The sequence below is a fragment of the Roseateles sp. AC306 genome, from assembly GCF_979253795.1.
In genome coordinates this window covers 693,104-709,302 of sequence record NZ_CEEDEB010000001.1, presented here as the reverse complement: position 1 = coordinate 709,302, position 16,199 = coordinate 693,104, and the positions used below count along the sequence as shown (strand labels likewise).

The 16,199-nt window shown below is 65.7% G+C and carries 18 protein-coding genes; 12 read left to right on the top strand and 6 right to left on the bottom strand.

Annotated features, from left to right (window positions below; genetic code table 11):
• The first annotated feature begins 43 nt into the window (after nt 1-43).
• The 3 genes from AC0IZJ_RS02895 (at nt 44) to AC0IZJ_RS02885 (ending at nt 3,231) form a co-directional block, all read left to right on the top strand.
• Nucleotides 44-736 carry a PepSY domain-containing protein gene (locus tag AC0IZJ_RS02895; protein ID WP_471846461.1) on the top strand — a complete coding sequence of 231 codons (693 nt, stop codon included), beginning with the start codon at nt 44-46 and terminating at the stop codon, nt 734-736.
• Nucleotides 733-2,556 carry a 2Fe-2S iron-sulfur cluster-binding protein gene (locus AC0IZJ_RS02890; RefSeq protein WP_471846459.1) on the top strand — a complete coding sequence of 608 codons (1,824 nt, stop codon included), beginning with the start codon at nt 733-735 and terminating at the stop codon, nt 2,554-2,556. Before AC0IZJ_RS02895 ends, AC0IZJ_RS02890 begins: the two co-directional genes overlap by 4 nt.
• Before the next feature lie 186 nt (nt 2,557-2,742).
• Nucleotides 2,743-3,231 (top strand): hypothetical protein, encoded by a 489-nt coding sequence (locus AC0IZJ_RS02885; RefSeq protein ID WP_471846457.1) that lies wholly within the window; start codon nt 2,743-2,745, stop codon nt 3,229-3,231.
• 13 nt (nt 3,232-3,244) lie between these two features.
• On the opposite strand, the gene AC0IZJ_RS02880 is transcribed toward AC0IZJ_RS02885, so the two are convergent.
• Genes AC0IZJ_RS02880 through AC0IZJ_RS02870 form a run of 3 tightly spaced genes read right to left on the bottom strand, consistent with a single transcriptional unit; the run spans nt 3,245 to nt 6,347 of the window.
• Nucleotides 3,245-3,409: a hypothetical protein gene (locus tag AC0IZJ_RS02880; protein WP_471846455.1), complete on the bottom strand. Its 165-nt coding sequence runs from the start codon at nt 3,407-3,409 to the stop codon at nt 3,245-3,247.
• A gap of 38 nt (nt 3,410-3,447) precedes the next feature.
• Entirely contained in the window at nt 3,448-3,906 is a 459-nt protein-coding gene (cueR, locus tag AC0IZJ_RS02875; RefSeq protein ID WP_471847129.1) for a Cu(I)-responsive transcriptional regulator, read from the bottom strand.
• A 38-nt stretch (nt 3,907-3,944) separates the two neighbouring features.
• The gene (locus AC0IZJ_RS02870) at nt 3,945-6,347 is read right to left on the bottom strand and encodes a heavy metal translocating P-type ATPase (protein ID WP_471846453.1); all 2,403 of its coding nucleotides are present in this window, start codon (nt 6,345-6,347) and stop codon (nt 3,945-3,947) included.
• Between the two features lie 169 nt (nt 6,348-6,516).
• Between AC0IZJ_RS02870 and AC0IZJ_RS02865 the strand changes: the two genes are divergently transcribed.
• The gene (locus tag AC0IZJ_RS02865) at nt 6,517-6,771 is read left to right on the top strand and encodes a heavy-metal-associated domain-containing protein (RefSeq protein ID WP_132572759.1); all 255 of its coding nucleotides are present in this window, start codon (nt 6,517-6,519) and stop codon (nt 6,769-6,771) included.
• Nucleotides 6,772-6,916: 145 nt separating this feature from the next.
• Here AC0IZJ_RS02865 and AC0IZJ_RS02860 read toward each other — a convergent pair whose 3' ends face one another.
• Complete coding sequence (locus AC0IZJ_RS02860; RefSeq protein WP_132572762.1) at nt 6,917-7,213, bottom strand: CopK family periplasmic copper-binding protein; 297 nt, start codon at nt 7,211-7,213, stop codon at nt 6,917-6,919.
• Between the two features lie 175 nt (nt 7,214-7,388).
• Between AC0IZJ_RS02860 and AC0IZJ_RS02855 the strand changes: the two genes are divergently transcribed.
• Nucleotides 7,389-8,651, top strand: coding sequence for a type II restriction endonuclease (locus tag AC0IZJ_RS02855; RefSeq protein WP_132572765.1), 1,263 nt, complete (start codon nt 7,389-7,391; stop codon nt 8,649-8,651).
• A 9-nt stretch (nt 8,652-8,660) separates the two neighbouring features.
• Here the strand turns inward: AC0IZJ_RS02855 and AC0IZJ_RS02850 are convergent, their stop codons facing one another.
• Nucleotides 8,661-10,016 (bottom strand): heavy metal sensor histidine kinase, encoded by a 1,356-nt coding sequence (locus AC0IZJ_RS02850; RefSeq protein ID WP_243655720.1) that lies wholly within the window; start codon nt 10,014-10,016, stop codon nt 8,661-8,663.
• Between the two features lie 10 nt (nt 10,017-10,026).
• Nucleotides 10,027-10,707 (bottom strand): heavy metal response regulator transcription factor, encoded by a 681-nt coding sequence (locus AC0IZJ_RS02845; protein WP_132572947.1) that lies wholly within the window; start codon nt 10,705-10,707, stop codon nt 10,027-10,029.
• Nucleotides 10,708-10,909: 202 nt separating this feature from the next.
• Between AC0IZJ_RS02845 and AC0IZJ_RS02840 the strand changes: the two genes are divergently transcribed.
• From AC0IZJ_RS02840 to AC0IZJ_RS02810, 7 genes are all read left to right on the top strand, one after another.
• On the top strand, nt 10,910-11,329 hold the full coding sequence (locus AC0IZJ_RS02840) for a hypothetical protein (protein ID WP_132572768.1): 420 nt from the start codon (nt 10,910-10,912) through the stop codon (nt 11,327-11,329).
• Nucleotides 11,330-11,444: 115 nt separating this feature from the next.
• Nucleotides 11,445-11,852: a hypothetical protein gene (locus AC0IZJ_RS02835; protein ID WP_132572771.1), complete on the top strand. Its 408-nt coding sequence runs from the start codon at nt 11,445-11,447 to the stop codon at nt 11,850-11,852.
• Between the two features lie 11 nt (nt 11,853-11,863).
• On the top strand, nt 11,864-13,291 hold the full coding sequence (locus tag AC0IZJ_RS02830) for a TolC family protein (protein WP_471846448.1): 1,428 nt from the start codon (nt 11,864-11,866) through the stop codon (nt 13,289-13,291).
• 16 nt (nt 13,292-13,307) lie between these two features.
• The gene (locus AC0IZJ_RS02825) at nt 13,308-14,717 is read left to right on the top strand and encodes a multicopper oxidase family protein (RefSeq protein ID WP_471846446.1); all 1,410 of its coding nucleotides are present in this window, start codon (nt 13,308-13,310) and stop codon (nt 14,715-14,717) included.
• 55 nt (nt 14,718-14,772) lie between these two features.
• Nucleotides 14,773-15,297, top strand: coding sequence for a cupredoxin domain-containing protein (locus AC0IZJ_RS02820; protein ID WP_471846444.1), 525 nt, complete (start codon nt 14,773-14,775; stop codon nt 15,295-15,297).
• Nucleotides 15,278-15,757, top strand: a complete 480-nt coding sequence (locus AC0IZJ_RS02815) for a DUF411 domain-containing protein (protein WP_471846442.1) — start codon at nt 15,278-15,280, stop codon at nt 15,755-15,757. Before AC0IZJ_RS02820 ends, AC0IZJ_RS02815 begins: the two co-directional genes overlap by 20 nt.
• 10 nt (nt 15,758-15,767) lie before the next feature.
• Nucleotides 15,768-16,127 carry a copper-binding protein gene (locus AC0IZJ_RS02810; protein ID WP_471846440.1) on the top strand — a complete coding sequence of 120 codons (360 nt, stop codon included), beginning with the start codon at nt 15,768-15,770 and terminating at the stop codon, nt 16,125-16,127.
• Nucleotides 16,128-16,199 lie beyond the last annotated feature (72 nt).

The following is a 16,199-nucleotide window of genomic DNA, read 5'->3' as shown; positions in this document are numbered from 1 at the left end:
CTGTGGCGCCTCACGAACGAATGAACGCAGTGAGACAACCTCTATGAACCTGCCCTTCTGGGTACGCCGAGCCCATAAATGGATCGGCCTCGTCATCGGTGTCCAGGCCTTGCTCTGGATGCTCAGCGGCGTCTACATGACGGCCATCTCCCTCGAAGTGATCCATGGCGACCATCTCGCCCACGTCTCGGACGCGCCGCTGGAGCGGCATGCCGAGCGGCTGGACGTTGCGCAGATCGCCCAGATCCGCCCAGGCTTCGAATCGTTCAAGCTCAAGCGCTTCCTCGGCAAGGAGGCCTATGAGCTCAAGGGCGGCGGCAAGGCCAGCCTCGTGGACGCGCGCACGGGCCAGGTGCTGAGTCCACTGCCGCGCGAGCAGGTGGTCGCGCGCGCCAAGGACATCTACCAGGGTGAGGCCGAGATCCGCGAGGTCACGTGGATCACCCAGGCGCCGCAGGAGGTGGCCAAGCGACCGGTGCCCATGTGGGCCGTGCGCTTCGACGACCGCGCCAACACCACGCTGTACTTTTCTCCGGACACGGGCGACCTGCTCGCCCGTCGCCATGACCTGTGGCGCTGGTTCGACTTCCTGTGGATGTTCCACATCATGGATTACGACCAGCGGACCGATGTCAACAACAGCTTGCTGCGCGTCGCCGCAGGTGTCGGCCTGGTCTTCGCGCTGAGCGGCGCCTGGCTGGTGTTCTACAGCCTTCGCCGGAGGGCTCAGCCATGACGCCCTGGATGCGCAAGATTCACAAATGGATTGGCCTGCTGATCGGGCTGCAACTGGTGCTGTGGATGTCCAGCGGCTTCGTCATGAGCCTGCTGGACGCCGAGAAGGTGCGGGGTCGCGAGTTCCGGGCGCCGGCGCCAGCCAAGCAGCCGTGGCCATCCGATGTCGTCGCGGTAGGACCCCTATTGGCATCGGCACGCGATCAGGCGGTGGCGGTTACGACGGGCTGGTTGCTGGACCGCCCTGTGTACCGGCTGACCGGCGAGAAGTCGACGGTGCTGATCGATGCAAGAAACGGTGAACGTGTCGAACTTGATGCATTGCTGGCACGGCGGCTCGCGCAGGCGTCGTACACCGGCACCGGCACGGCCAGTCCAGCCCAGCTCGTCGAGCCATCGCTGGAGACGCGCGCGCATGAAGGCAAGGTGTGGCGGGTGGCGTTCGCGGATGGGCAGGACACGACCGTCTACCTGTCCCAGCAGGGCGACGTGCTCGAGCATCGCAACAGCACCTGGCGGTTGTTCGATGTGTTCTGGATGCTGCATATCATGGACTACACCGGGCGCGAGAACTTCAACAACCCGCTGGTGGTCACGGCGGCCGTGGGCGGTTTCTGGCTGGCGCTGAGCGGCATCTGGCTGCTGTTCACAAGCTTCAGCCTGGCGGAGTTCATCCCGAAGCGCTGGCGATCGACCCGGGTGCTGATGGTCCATGCCCCCGATGGCAGTCGCCTGCGCAGCCTTCGCGCCCATTCAGGTGATACGGTCTTCGTCGCACTCGCTCAGCAGGGCCTGCAGCTGCCATCCAACTGCGGCGGCGGACAGACCTGTGGCCTGTGCGAGGTGCGGGTTCGGGGTTCAGCGCCAGACGCGACCGCGGCGGATCGAGCGCTGATCTCGCCGCCCCGGATCGAAGCCGGCTGCCGGCTCGCATGCAACCTCAAGCTGGACCGCAACCTCGATGTGGAGGTCAAAGGCGGTGCTGAGCTCGGCACCGTCAAGGAGGCCGAGGTGGAACGGGTTCGTGCCTTGTCGCCCTTCCTTCGCGAAGTGGTGCTGCGGCCCAAGGGCAAGCCAGGTCCTGAGTACCGCCCAGGCGCCTATATCCAGATCCATGTGCCGGCCTACCGCATGGCCAAGCACGAGATCGAGACACCCCAGGAGCACCACTCGGCCTGGGCCGGCCTGCACCTGCCGGCGCAATGGTCCAGCGGCTCCCTGTTGCGCAGGTCGTATTCGCTGTCGACGCCGGTGCAACAGGCTGACGGGCGTCTGACGCTGCTGGTGCGTTTCTGCCATGGCAAGCACAGCGGTGGCAAGAACCACCCCCCGGGCAAGGGCTCGGCCTTTGTTTTCGGGCTCAAGGCCGGCGACCGGCTGCAGTACAGCGGGCCGTTCGGTGACTTCGCGATCCAGCACGGCCAACGCGAGAAGATCTTCATCGGTGGCGGGGCTGGCATGGCGCCGCTGCGCGCCATGATCCTCGACCTGCTGAAGTCGGGCGCGACGGAGACTATCCACTTCTGGTACGGCGCACGAACGGCGGCCGATGCGCCCTATGTTGAGGAGATGCAGGCGCTCGCCGAGCGCCATGAGAACTTCCACTGGCAGCTGGTGCTGTCGGAGGAGCGTGGCGCAGAGCTTCCCGCGGGCATGGTCCACGACGTGGTCAGGGAGCAGCTGTTGAAATCCCACGCCGACTTGCAAGGATGCGACTTCTACCTGTGCGGCCCTCCGGTGATGCTGGCGGCGACGCGGACAATGCTGAGGGAACTCGGGGTTTCCGACGACCATGTCGCGTTCGACGACTTCAAAATTTGAACCCTGTCGCAACTTGGTTCAATTCCTTCCGGACGGTAGCGCCCACGCGTTGGGGCCCGGCGCACCATGGGCTTGGGCCTCGCAAGCGCTGCCTGTCCCGGGTAACCCGAGCGAGGTGATCGGATGGACCTCAGTACCGAGCAAGTGCACTGGTTGGGCGGCGCGTTCTTCACGGCCACTGCCCTGTTGCTGCTGTTGCGCCGCACCGCGGTGCTTCAATGGCGTTGGCTGGACTTCCTGCTGCCGCTGCTGTTCGTGGGCTACGGACTGGAGAGCGCTGCCGACGTCTGGCTACACGGCAGTGCCGTGCCGCAGAACTATGCTGGCGAGGCGCGGCAGCACCTGATACAGGGTGGCGCCATGATGATCGCAGGCGTCGTGCAGGGCTTGATCGAATGGGGCAAGCTGAAGAACCGCTGGTGGCAGCTGGCCGTGCCGGTCGCGCTTGCGTTCACCGGGGCGGTGTTCTGGATGCACGCCCACGAGAACATGGCTGGGTCCATGGCGTTGGTCATGACGCAGCACCGGTTCTTTGCGGCGTCGTTGTGGGTGGCGGCCGGCGCGAAGGCCTTGGCGGTTCTGGGCGGCCAGCGAGCCCAGGCATTGGAGGTGGCGTGGCTGCTGCCGCTGCTGCTGTTCGGCCTGCAGTTGCTGCTTTACACCGAACAGGCGTAAGCGTCTTTAGGCCTCACCGGCGGCGGCGTTTTGAGCGGGTCGCCGGGGCTCGTCCGGACGGCCCGCTTTTCTTTCGCAGGCGCCATACGATCACGGCGACGATGCAGACGCCGACGAGCCAGATGACGATCAACTGGTTGAACAGTTCTTTCGAAAACCAGCGGCCTTCAATCCACATACCGTCCCTTGCGCGGGGTGAGCAAACGGGTTTCCACCTTATTGGAACTGCGCCTTCTTGCGCCGGCCTTGTGGCACATCGGCTGGCGATGCTGGCGCCGGAGCAGCGACATCAGCCGCCAGCGTGTCGATGATGGGGCAGTCGGGCCGTTCGTCGCCGTGGCAGTAATGAACCAGGTGCTCGAGCGTCGCCTTCATGGCGAGCAACTCCTGAGCCTTGGCCTCCAGCGCCTGGATATGCGCTTCGGCCAGCGCCTTCACGACGCGGCTGGAGCGGCGGCGGTTCTGCCACAGGCTGACCAGTTCGGTGATCTCGGCAATGGAGAAGCCCAGGTCGCGAGCCTGGCGGATGAACCGCAGCGTGTGGACCTCGTTGTCACCGTACTGGCGGTAGCCCGCCTCGGTACGCCGCGCCGCCGGCAGCAGGCCAACCAGCTCATAGTGCCGGATCATCTTGGCGGTGACGCCTGACGCTTCGGCCGCCTGGCCGATGTTCATGCCTTGCATCGAATGCTCCTTGTTCTTTGATCTGCGACTCAACGGGCTTGCCAGCGGCGCAGCAGCAGTGCGTTGGCCACCACGCTGACGCTGCTGAGCGCCATCGCCGCCCCGGCCATCATCGGGTTCAACCAACCAAATGCCGCCAGCAGGATGCCGACGAGGTTGTAGATGAAAGCCCAGAACAGGCCGCGCTTGATGGTGGCGTAGGTCCGCCGGGAGATGTCCAGGGAGGCAGCGACCAGCGTCGGGTCACCACGCATCAAGGTGATGCCGGCCGTTTCCATCGCCACGTCGGTGCCAGTCGCCATCGCAATGCCGACGTCGGCCGCGGCCAGGGCTGGCGCATCGTTGATGCCATCACCGACCATGGCCACCGTCCTGCCGCTGGCACGCAGCCGCGTCACCGTGTCGGCCTTGTCGCCGGGCAGGACTTCGGCTTCGATCTGACGGATGCCAAGGGCCCGACCGACCGCCTGGGCGCTGCCTCGGGTGTCACCGGTCAGCAGCACGGTGTCTATACCCAGCGCATGCAGGCGGTCCACGGCCTGTTTTGCAGTTGCCTTGATCGTGTCTCCGAAGGCCAGCAGGCCCAGCAGCACATTGGCGCCGTCGGTTTCGCGGATGAGCCACGAGATGCTGCAACCCTCACCCTCAAGGCGTCGGGATTGTTCCCCGAGCGCGCCGGGTTCCAGGCCGAGTTCACCCAGCAGCCGGTTGCTGCCGATGGTGACTCGCTGGTCTCTGACGGTGGCTTGCATGCCGCGTCCGGGCAGAGCCTGCGTATCGCGGGCTTCCGGCACCGGGAGGCGATCAGCGCGCACCCGCTCGATGACTGCATGTGCCAAGGGGTGCTCGCTGTGGCGCTGCAGCGCCGCCGACAGGCTGAGGACCTCCGTCTCTTCCACCCCCGGAGCGCCGCGGACCTCGACCAGCGTGGGACGCCCCTCGGTCAGCGTGCCCGTCTTGTCGAAGACGACCGTGTCGACGGAGTGCGCGACTTCCAGGGCCTGTGCGTCCTTGATCAGCACGCCATGCTGTGCGGCGACGCCGGTGCCGGCCATGATCGCGGTGGGCGTGGCCAGTCCCAGCGCACAGGGGCAGGCAATGACCAGCACCGCGACGGCGTTGATGAGCCCCTGTTCCCAATTGCCCGTCGCCAGCACCCAGCCGAGGAGGGTCAGCAAGGCGATGCCCAGCACCACCGGCACGAAGACCGCACTGACCCGGTCGACGACACGCTGGATCGGCGCCTTGGCGGCCTGGGCGTTCTCGACCAGCCGGATGATGCGCGCGAGCGTGGTTTCCGCGCCGACGGCCAGGGTCCTGAGGGTGAGCACGCCTTCGGCATTGACCGAACCGCCCGTGACGCGGTCGCCCACCGACTTGGTGACGGGCAGGCTTTCTCCGGTGATGAGCGCTTCGTCGACGTGGCTGCTGCCTTCGACGATTTCACCGTCTACAGGCAGGCGGTCGCCGGGGCGCACGCGCACCAGGTCGCCCACGCGGACCAGCCCGATCGGCAGCTCGGACTCGACGTCGTCACGCAGCACCCGCGCAACGGCCGGCCGCAGTTCGTTGAGTGCCTGCAGCGCTGCCGTGGTGTGGCGCTTGGCTCGCGCCTCGAGCCACTTCCCAAGCAGGACCAGCGTGATCACGGCGGCCGACGCTTCGAAGTACAGGTGCGGCATGCCGTGTTGGCCGTGACGAAGCAGCAGGTAGACCGAAAGACCGAACGCAGCGGAGGTGCCCAGGGCCACGAGCAAGTCCATGTTGCCGCTGCCGGCGCGCAGCGCCTTCCAGCCGGCACGATAGAAGCGCGCGCCGAGCCAGAACTGCACAGGCGTGGCGAGCGCGAGCTGGACCCAGCCGTCCAGCATCCAGTCAATGCCAAGCAGCTGCAACAGCATCGGCGCCACGAGCGGCAGGGTCAGCCCGGCGCCAAATGCGACGGGCAGCCAATCGGGCGTTGCATGTGCTGGCTGCGTCGGCAACGAACTGTCGGTCACCGGGCTGGCGTGGTAGCCGGCCTTCTCGATGGCGGCGACGAGCGTCTCGTCGTTGACCGACGTCACGGCGCCGATATTGGCGCGCTCGGTGGCAAGGTTGACCGAAGCAGTCAACACGCCGGGCACCTTGAGAAGTGCCTTCTCGACACGCGAGACGCAGGAAGCGCAAGTCATGCCTTTGATCTGCAACGCGACGTCGCGGGTCTCGACGTCATACCCGGCCTTCTGAACGGCGGCCGTCAACTGGGCGGCGCCGACCGAAGGTGCTGCCGTCACGGAGACCTTCTCGGTGGCCAGGTTGACGGTCGCGTCCTGCACGCCCTCGACGGCCTTGAGGGACTTCTCGACACGCATCACGCAGGATGCGCAAGTCATGCCGCGGACCTGGAAGCTGAGGGATGCTTTCCCCGGAGTGGTGATGGAAGTGGACATTTTTCTCTGACCGGCTGGTGGCGATGGCGAGATGCTCAAGCTTCCCATCGTGGCAAAGTCAAGCGTGGTCGATCACCCCACCGCAATTGTGTCCATCCGCAAACAGGCCTTGACCCTCCCACGGTGGCAAGCCTGACAGTGAAGTCTCAGATTCACCAGGAGATTCACCATGATCACGTTTGAAGTCAGCGACATGACCTGCGGCCATTGCGCCAGCACCATCACCAAGGCAGTGAAGAGCGTCGACCAGGGCGCTCGGGTGGCGATCGATGTGGCATCGCATCGCGTGCAGATCGAACCTACCGAGGCGGACGCGACGGAGCTGCTCGAGGCCATCAAGGAAGCGGGCTATTCGCCCGTGGAGGTTGCTCAGCCCGCGGAAGCTGCACCTTCCACCGGCAAGAAGGGTTGCTGCTGCGGCTGAGCCCGACTGGCGGTGAGCGAAACGGGGCGTCGGACTGCGGTTCGACGCCCCTGACTCATTGGGGATGTGCAAAAGCGGCTCGGGCCGGCTCTGGGCCGGCTCCGCGGTCGGCCGGCGCGGAGCGCCAGCCTGCGTGCGCGCGGCGTCAGCCGTTGTGGCCTTCCTTCAGCAGCGCGTCCAGTCGGGCGACCTCGTTGCCGACGGCGACGATCTTGGAGCCGTCGACGGTGGTGAGGGTCTCGCCACGCTTGAGGAACACGGCGCGGCCGAAGCGGTCTTCCCGAGCCATCTTTCCGTCTTTGAAGACATAGAGAGTGCTGCCGTCCACCAGCTGAACTTTGGATTTGACAACGCCGGAAGTTTCCAGCGCATCGTGGGCGAAGGCAGGGGCTGCGGCGGTGGCAGCTGCGGAAATCGCGAGAGCGATGGCGAATGACTTCATGGTGGGATCCTTTCGTGGAAGCAGTGCCTTGAGCACGCTGCAACTCTAGAAATCCGACCCCGACATGCGACGGTCCGCTACATGACAGTTTCGTCATCTCAACATGCGGCCCGGGTACCGCGCGACTGCCTGTGACAATCTGCCTATCTCAGCCTCTGATGCCAGCCCTGACACCATGACGGACAGCCTCACCCGCCTGATCGACCACTGGAAGGCCGACCCGCACAGCAGCTTCAACAGCTGGTTCCTCTGGGAGGAGCGGCTCAAGAACTTCCGTTCGATCCGGCGCGGCATCGGTCAGGTGGTTCGCGACATCGACGCCGGGACCTTCGGCAACCAGTACCGCGGCTCCTCGTTGGAGACGGTGGTGGGGTCGGTGGCCGAGCAGCGCCAGATCTTCAAGGGCGCTGACCATGCGTTCCTGTGGAAGCCCAAGCTGCGAATTCCCGACATCTACGAGAACGGCGACAACCAGAGGGCGTTCTCGCGCCTGCTCAACGCCTGCGATTGCTGCGACACCGCCGAGGCGGTCATCGCGGCGATCCAGCGAATCGACGCGTCCAAGATCAAGGGGCTCGGGCCGGCGGTCGCCAACCTGCTGTATTTCATTCACCCGACGCTGGTCATGCCATTCAACACGGCGATCGTCAGGGGCTACAACGCGATCACCGGCGGCAACGTGAAGCTGGGACGCTGGGACCACTATCTGTCCATGCGGGAAGGCGCAATCCGACTCAACAGCCAGCATCGGGCCCAACTGTCCAACGACTTTGGCGCCATCGCGGGGTTGCTGTTTGACGTGGGCAGCGGCCGCTACCCGGCGCCGCCGCGCGCGGACGACGTGGACGGCTTGCGGGCGTGGGAGGCGGACCTCGACAAGGTCCGGCAGGAGTCCGCCGCGGCGCAGAAGCAGTGGGTCGCGGACCGGGAGAGCGACACAGGCCATACCGAGATCCAGAGCTGGTTGCGCGACATGGGCCGGTCGCTGGGCTATGCGGTGTGGATCGCCTCCAACGATCGCGGCCGCCTCCACCAGGGTGTGCCCCTGGGAGACGGATGCCTGACGCAGCTGCCGGTCGGCGCCCAGGCCGGCGCCGAGGCGGTCAAGCTGATCGATGTGGTCTGGGTCGATCCGGCAACGCAGTCGGTCGCCGCAGCGTTCGAAGTTGAGCACTCCACCTCCATCTATTCCGGCATCGTGCGCATGCTGGACCTGGCCTTGGGCACGGAGGTCGGTGCCAAGAGCACGCTGTTCCTGGTTGCGCCCGACAACCGCCGCGACGAGGTGGCGCAGCAGCTGCGTCGGCCTGCATTTTCCCGCGTGTCGGAGCTGGGTATCCGCTACCTGCCTTACAGCCAGCTGCAGCAGCACCGCGAGTCGATCGCGCGCTTTGGCACCGGCTTGAAGCCGCTGATGGAGATCTCCCAGACGCTGTAGGTGGTCGCGTCAAGGGTCGCGGGGCGCCTGCTGCATTGTCAAACCGACGCGGGTCTTCTCATCGCTGGACTCGGCGAACGGCTCGCCGCCGTGCATGCGGGCGATGGCGGCGACGATGGACAGGCCCAGGCCATGGTTGACGCTGGCCTGGGAGCGCGAAGGGTCGGCACGGTAGAAGCGGTCGAACAGGCGAGGCAGGTGTTCCGCTGGAATGCTTGGACCGTGGTTGGCCACGGACAGCTCGAGCATGCCGGACTGCGGCGCCGCGATGCGCACGATGACTGTGGAGTTCGGGGCCGCGTAGCGGGTGGCGTTTCCCAGGAGGTTGGAGAGCGCGCGCTTGAGAAGGGACGCGTCAACCTGGCCGGCACCGTCGCCCTGGACCTCGACGGTCAGGCCAGCCTCGGCGAGTGCGGCCTCGTGGTAGTCCACTACGTCGCCGGCAAGAGCCGCAAGGCTGGCCACCGGTTGGCGGCGGGCGACGGCGCCACTGTTCGCATGCGACAGGAAGAGCATGTCGTTGACGATGCCGGTCATGCGGCGCAGCTCCTCGAGGTTGGAGCCCAGCAGGTCGGCCGTGGCATGCGGCAAGGACGGATCCCGCAGCGCGACCTCGGTGCTCGTGATGAGGGTGGCCAGCGGCGTGCGAAGTTCATGCGCGACGTCCGCGTTGAAGCCTTCGAGCTGGGCGTAGGCGCGGCTCAGGCGGGCGAGCAAGGCGTTGAACTGGTCCACCAGGGGCTGCAATTCCTGCGGCTGCATGGAGCCGTCCAGCCGTTCATGCAGCTTCTCTGCGGCCAGGCGGCGCGTCTGGTCGACCAGGTGGCGGACAGGTCCAAGGCCGCGGCGCACGAGCAGGAAACTGCCTGCCGACACGATTGCGGCGCCGATCATGGCGGCCGTCATCAGCGTAAATCCGAGTCGGCGCAGGAACTTCTGGTCTGGCGAGATGTCCAGCACCATCTCCGCGGCCAGCATTGCGCCACCGGGTTCCCAGTAGGCCAGCTCGAACGTGTTGCGCTTGATCCGTCCGAAAGCATGCGCCGAGGCGGCGTTGTCATAAAGGATGCTGCCGTCAGGATGGCGCAGGGTCAGCGCCAGGTCTCGGTGGCCGAGGAAGAAGTCGTCGAGCTTGTGCTTGAGCGTTGCAAGGTCCCGGTCACTGCGGGCCTCCGAGAGCACATGCTCGATCAGCTCGCGCTTTTGCTGCAACGATTCGGTCTGCCGGTTGTCCAGGTCAATGGCGGTCAGCAGGTAGACCACCGTGGAGACCAGCGTCAAGCCCAGGAAGGTCTGGGCCGCAAGCCACAGGGACAAACGCTGGCCGAGCGCGCGAGGCGCGTTGTGAGCGAGCGGCAAGGTCACCGCCTCTCCTTCATGGCCGGTCTTCAAGCACGTAACCCATGCCCCTGACGGTGTGCAACAGGGGTCGCTCGAATGGCACGTCAATCTTGCCGCGCAGCCGCCGGATCGCGACTTCCACGACGTTGGTCTCGCTGTCGAAGTTCATGTCCCAGACCTGCGAGGCCAGCTCGGTGCGCGACAGCACCTCACCCTGGCGCCGCAACAGCAGCGTCAACAGATTGAACTCCTTGGCCGTCAGGTCCAGCCGCTGGCCGGCGCGGGCCGCCTTGCGCCTGAGCAGGTCCACCTCCAGATCGGCGAGTTGCAAGGTCGTGGACTCGACGCCGCCGCGCGGGCCGGCACGTCGCAGCAGAACCTGGATGCGGGCCAGCAGTTCCGAGAAGGCGAAGGGCTTGCCCAGGTAGTCGTCCGCGCCGGTCTGCAGGCCTTGCACCCGGTCGTCGACGGCCGAGCGAGCCGTCAGCATGAGCACGGGCGTCTGCTTGGTGCGGCGCAGGGTGGCGAGCAGGCTCAGCCCGTCAATGCCTGGGAGCATGCTGTCGAGCAACAGCAGGTCGTGATCACCTTCCAGGGCCAGATGCAGGCCTTCAATGCCGTCGTTGGCGACCTCCACGACATAGCCCGCTTCGGTCAGGCCCTTGCGAAGGTAGTCCGCCAGTTTGACCTCGTCTTCGATCACCAGCAGCTTCATCCAGGCATTTTGCGAGGAAGCGCATCCGCCATAGATGACAAATTCGTAATGTGCGGGACGGCCGGCAGTCTGCGGCTTGTCCTTACAGTTCACTCCATCGCGCCGGCTTCCGGCGCCTCACTGCCCCGGAGGACGGCAAGTCCTCGGATGGTCATGTTGACCACGACAGTGTCTTTCCGTTTTTAGACCTTAGACTCCGGAAATGAGCAAACTCTTGCGCATCGTGCTGACGTGGGTCCTTGCAGTGGCGCTGCCACTGCAGGGCTACGCCGTCCATGCCATGACAGCCTGCGGGCCCGCTCACAATCAGGGCAAAGCCGCCGCGGCTCAAAGTTCCGCTCAGCATCTCGACAAGGCGGCGGCTGATCACGGTCGTCATGGTCACGACCATGTCAGCTCTACAGATGGTGCCCATGCCGAGGTTGCCAAATCCGGCACGGCCGGTCATGCGGACAAATGCAGTGCCTGTGCCTCGTGCTGCCATTTGACGGCCATGGCGTCGACGGCGGTGCACTTCGACGTGATCCCCTCGCGCCCCGTGGGTGTGGCCACGACGCCGACCGCGCATGACCGCGTATTGCTCGGCAGGCTGGACCGCCCCCCTCGATCCCTGCACGCCTGAGCACGGCTTGCCGCTGCATTGGCAGCGTGCGTGCTCGCTTTGAACTTCCCCAGACGATGAAGTCCGCGCGAGCGTGAATCCTCGTCGCCCCCCGCCGTTCAACAGCAGGATCACCATGACCGAAATTTCTACGCGACAGCGCGTGGCCGTGGCGTGCGCCATGCTGGCCACCGCCCTGTCGGCCACCGCGCAAGCTCAGCCCCCAAATCCGGCCGCCTCAGCCGTGCAAGCCGCCCCAGGGCAGCGTGGCGACCCGACCGACGCCCGCTCCGACGTCCCGCTTCTCGTCTACCGCTCGCCGCTCCAGGGCTACCGCCCGTATGCAGACACGGAGCCGGCCTCGTGGGTCGAGACCAACAAAACCGTGGCGACGGTTGGCGGCTGGCGGGTATATGCCAAGGAAGCTCGCCAACCGGATGCGCCCGACGCTGCCAGCGCGCCAGCGTCCGGTACCAAGTCCGATGCCAAACCGGACGCAGGCAAGCCGCAGCCAGCAGGCCATGCAGGCCACAAGATGAAATGAGGACCCGCCGCATGAGCACAACAAACCCGTCTTACCCCGTCCTGCGACGGCTGCGAAATGTGGCGCTGGCCGCCTCCCCGCTGCTGCTCGCCGGTTGCGCCACCCTGAGCGCCGATGGCGGCATGCAGCCGGTGCAGTCCGCCGCCCAGCAGCACCTCGGCCAAAACGTCGAGGTCGTCAAGACAGCCGCCGACCAGGACCGCGTCGCCACCCGTGTGGCGGAACTCCTGGCTCGGCCACTGAACGCCGACAGTGCGGTGCAGATTGCGCTGCTGAACAACCGCGGCCTGCAGGCGAGCTTCCAGGAGCTGGGCATCGCCGAGGCCGAACTCGTCCAGGCCAGCCGGCTGCCGAACCCGGGATTCAGCTTTGCCAAGGTCCGCCAGGGGGATACCCGCGAGATCGATCGCAGCTTTTCTTTCGACCTGGCACACCTGATCGCGCTGCCACTGACGCGCCAGCTCGAGGCACGGCGGTTTGCCGCCACGCAGCGTGCCGTGTCGTCGGAGATGCTGTCGCTGGCTGCCCAGACCCGCAAGGCGTTCTACGCCGCCGTGGCTGCCGAGCAGACCGCCCGCTACATGCGCGACGTCCGCGAAACCGCCGACGCCGGCGCCGAACTCGCCAAGCGCCTCACCCTGGCGGGCAATTGGAGCAAGCTGCAACAAGCCCGTGAGCATGGCTTCTTCGCGGAGGCCGCGTTGAATTTTGCGCGTGCCGAGCAGAACCGCCTCGGCTCGCGAGAGCACCTCATCCGCCTGCTGGGCCTGTGGGGCACGCAGACGCAGTTCACGCTGCCCGAGCGCCTGCCGGACCTGCCGGCGGAGCTGCAGGACCAGCCGGACATCGAGAGCGTTGCGATGGCGCAGCGCCTGGACGTGCAGGCCGCCAAGCTGCAGGCTGAGGCGACCGCCAAGAACCTGGGCCTGACCAAGGTCACGCGCCTGATCAACGTGCTGGAGTTCGGCTACCAGCGCAACACCTTCAACGACGCCCCTCGCGAGACCGGGTACGAGGTCAGCGTGGAGATCCCGCTGTTCGACTGGGGCACGGCCCGCATCGCGCGCAGCGAGGCGGTCTACATGCAGAGCGTGCACCGCGCCGCGCAGGCGGCCATTGAAGCGCGGTCCGAGGTGCGTGAAGCCTACGTGGGCTACCGCAGCAGCTACGACGTCGCGCGCCACTACCGGGACGACATCGTGCCGACGGCCAAGCGGGTGTCGGAAGAAAACGTGCTTCGCTACAACGGCATGTTCATCAGCGTGTTCGAGCTGCTGGCCGATGCACGCGCCCAGATCGCCGCCGTGAACGGCGCGATCGAAGCGCAGAGGGATTTCTGGATGGCCAAGGCCGACCTCGACATGGCACTGGTCGGCAAGCCGAGCCTTGGCGGCGGCACAGCTGCCGAAGTGGCTGGCGCCGCCGGTCCCGCCCACTGAATCAGGAGCAAGAACAATGGTTTCTCGACGTGATTTCTTCCGCAACGCCGGTGCTGTCACCGCTGCGGTTTCAGCGGCTTCAGTGAGCAGGGTAGCCTTGGCTGCGCTGCCCGAGCCGATGCTGCAGACCAAGCCCGACACCATGGCGCCGCTGCTGCCCGAGACCGGGCGGCCATACAACCCGGTGGTGACGCTCAACGGCTGGACCTTGCCCTGGCGCATGAACCAGGGCGTCAAGGAGTTCCACCTGGTGGCCGAACCGGTCGTGCGTGAACTGGCGCCCGGCATGAAGGCTCACCTGTGGGGCTACAACGGCCAGTCGCCTGGTCCGACCATCGAGGTGGTCGAAGGCGACCGTGTGCGCGTGTTCGTCACCAACAAGCTGCCGGAGCACACCAGCATCCACTGGCACGGCCAGCGCATTCCCAACGGGATGGACGGCGTAACTGGGTTGACGCAGGCGGCCATCCAGCCGGGCAAGACCTATGTCTACGAGTTCGTGGCGCGCCGTCCCGGCACCTTCATGTACCACCCGCATGCCGATGAGATGACGCAGATGGCGATGGGGATGATGGGCTTCTGGGTGACGCACCCGAAGGCCAAGCACCCGCTGATCGACACCGTCGACCGCGACTTCTGCTTCTTGCTCAACGCCTTCGACATCGATCCGGGTACGGCGACGCCCAAGATCATGACGATGCTGGACTTCAACCTGTGGTGCTGGAACAGCCGCATGTTCCCGGGCATCGACTCATTGAACGTGCGCAAGAACGACAAGGTGCGCATCCGGATTGGCAACCTGACGATGACCAACCACCCGATGCACCTGCACGGCCACGAGTTCCAGGTCACCGGGACCGATGGGGGACCGACGCCCAAGAGCACACGCTGGTACGAAGTGACGACCGACGTCGCCGTCGGCCAGATGCGCCAAATCGAGTTCCTCGCCGACGAGGAAGGCGACTGGGCCTTCCACTGCCACAAGAGCCACCACACGATGAATGCGATGGGACACGACGTGCCCACCATGATCGGCGTGGATCACCGCAGCGTGGCCAAGAAGATCACCAAGCTGGTCCCTGACTACATGGTGATGGGCGAACGCGGCATGGCGGACATGGGCGAGATGGAGATGCCCCTGCCGGACAACACCGTTCCCATGATGACGGGGGAAGGTCCGTTCGGCGGCGTCGAGATGGGCGGCATGTTCTCGGTCGTGAAGGTGCGCAAGAACCAGAAGCCGGGCGACTACAGCAACCCAGGCTGGTACCAGCACCCCAAGGGTGAGGTCGCGTTCGAGTGGACCGGTGCACTGCCTGAGCCGGCGCGGTTTGCGGCCGAGGGCGGGCAGTCCATGCCGCGCAAGAAGCCCTCGCCGCCTGCCGAAGTCACCGTCCGAAAGCCCACGGGTCATTCTGAGCACTGATCTTTTCCCTGTCTTTGATTCAACAGCCGTGCACACGGCGCTCCCAAGGAAAACCATGAAACTGAAGTCCCTTTCCGCCATCACCGCCCTGACCCTTGCCATTGGCTCAGGCGCGGCATTTGCCAGTGGCAACCATCCCGGTGGCCACGGTCACGACAGCGACGCCATCGGCAAGCCCGGCGTTGCGGCCAAGGCCACCCGCACCGTGCAGATCGACATGACTGACGCGATGCGCTTCACGCCGTCAAGCGTGGACGTGAAGCAAAACGAAACCGTGCGCTTCGTCGTGAAGAACTCGGGCCAGCTCAAGCACGAGATGGTGCTGGGCACCGAGAAGGAGCTCAAGGAGCACTACGAGGTCATGAAGAAGAACCCGGAGATGGAACACGCCGACCCCAACATGGTCACCGTCGCGCCCGGCAAGACCGGCGAGATCGTGTGGCAGTTCACCAAGGCGGGCAGGATCGACTTTGCCTGCCTGCAGCCGGGCCACTACGACGCCGGCATGAAGGGTGCTGTGAACGTGGCCGGCAAGGCCGGCGCTGCCAAGCCTGACGGCCATGCCGACCACAAGCACTGAAAGCCGGCGCCAGATGCTGCTGTGCGGCGTGGCTTTGGCCATGCTTCCTCGATTCGCATGGGCGCAGGCCGCTTCGCAGTCACCCATGGTGACGGTCTGGAAAGACCCGAACTGCGGCTGCTGCAAGCTCTGGGTGGAGCACCTGCGCGCCAGCGGCTTGAGCGTGCAGGTGCGCGATACCGGGAACATCGGCGCAAGGCGCCGCCTCGGTGTGCCATCTGGCCTGGCGTCTTGCCACACAGCCGAGGTGGCTGGCTATGTCGTCGAAGGCCACGTGCCGGCACGCGAGATCCAGCGCCTGCTCAAGGAAAAGCCCGACGCCTTGGGCTTGACCGTTCCCGCCATGCCCATCGGTTCACCCGGTATGGATGGTCCCGTCTACGGCGGCCGCAAGGACGCCTATGAAGTGCTGCTGATGACCAAAGACGGCGGCACCCGTGTTTATCAACGCTACCCCTGAAGGAGATCCCATGAAAGCATCCAAGAAACTCACCCTGTCTACCCTCGCTGGCCTTGCCCTGGCCGTGGGCGCAACGCTGAGCCTGCCGGCGCAGGCGCAGGCCATGGACCACAGCAAGATGCCGGCGGCCAGCGCTGCTGCGGCGGAGATGACTGACGGCGAGATCAAGAAGGTCGACAAGGAGACCAAGAAGATCACCATCAAGCATGGCGAGATCAAGAACCTCGAAATGCCGGGCATGACGATGGTGTTCCAGGTGAAGGACCCGGCCATGCTCGATCAGGTCAAGACGGGTGACAAGGTGCGCTTCAAGGCCGAGAAGGCCAACGGCGCCATCGTGGTCACCGAGATCCAGCCTGCCGGCAAGTAGTCCTCGCCGCCTCACCGTCCTGACCGGCCGGCCGAGGCGGTTTGGAACTCGATGACGGCAGCATGCGCAAAC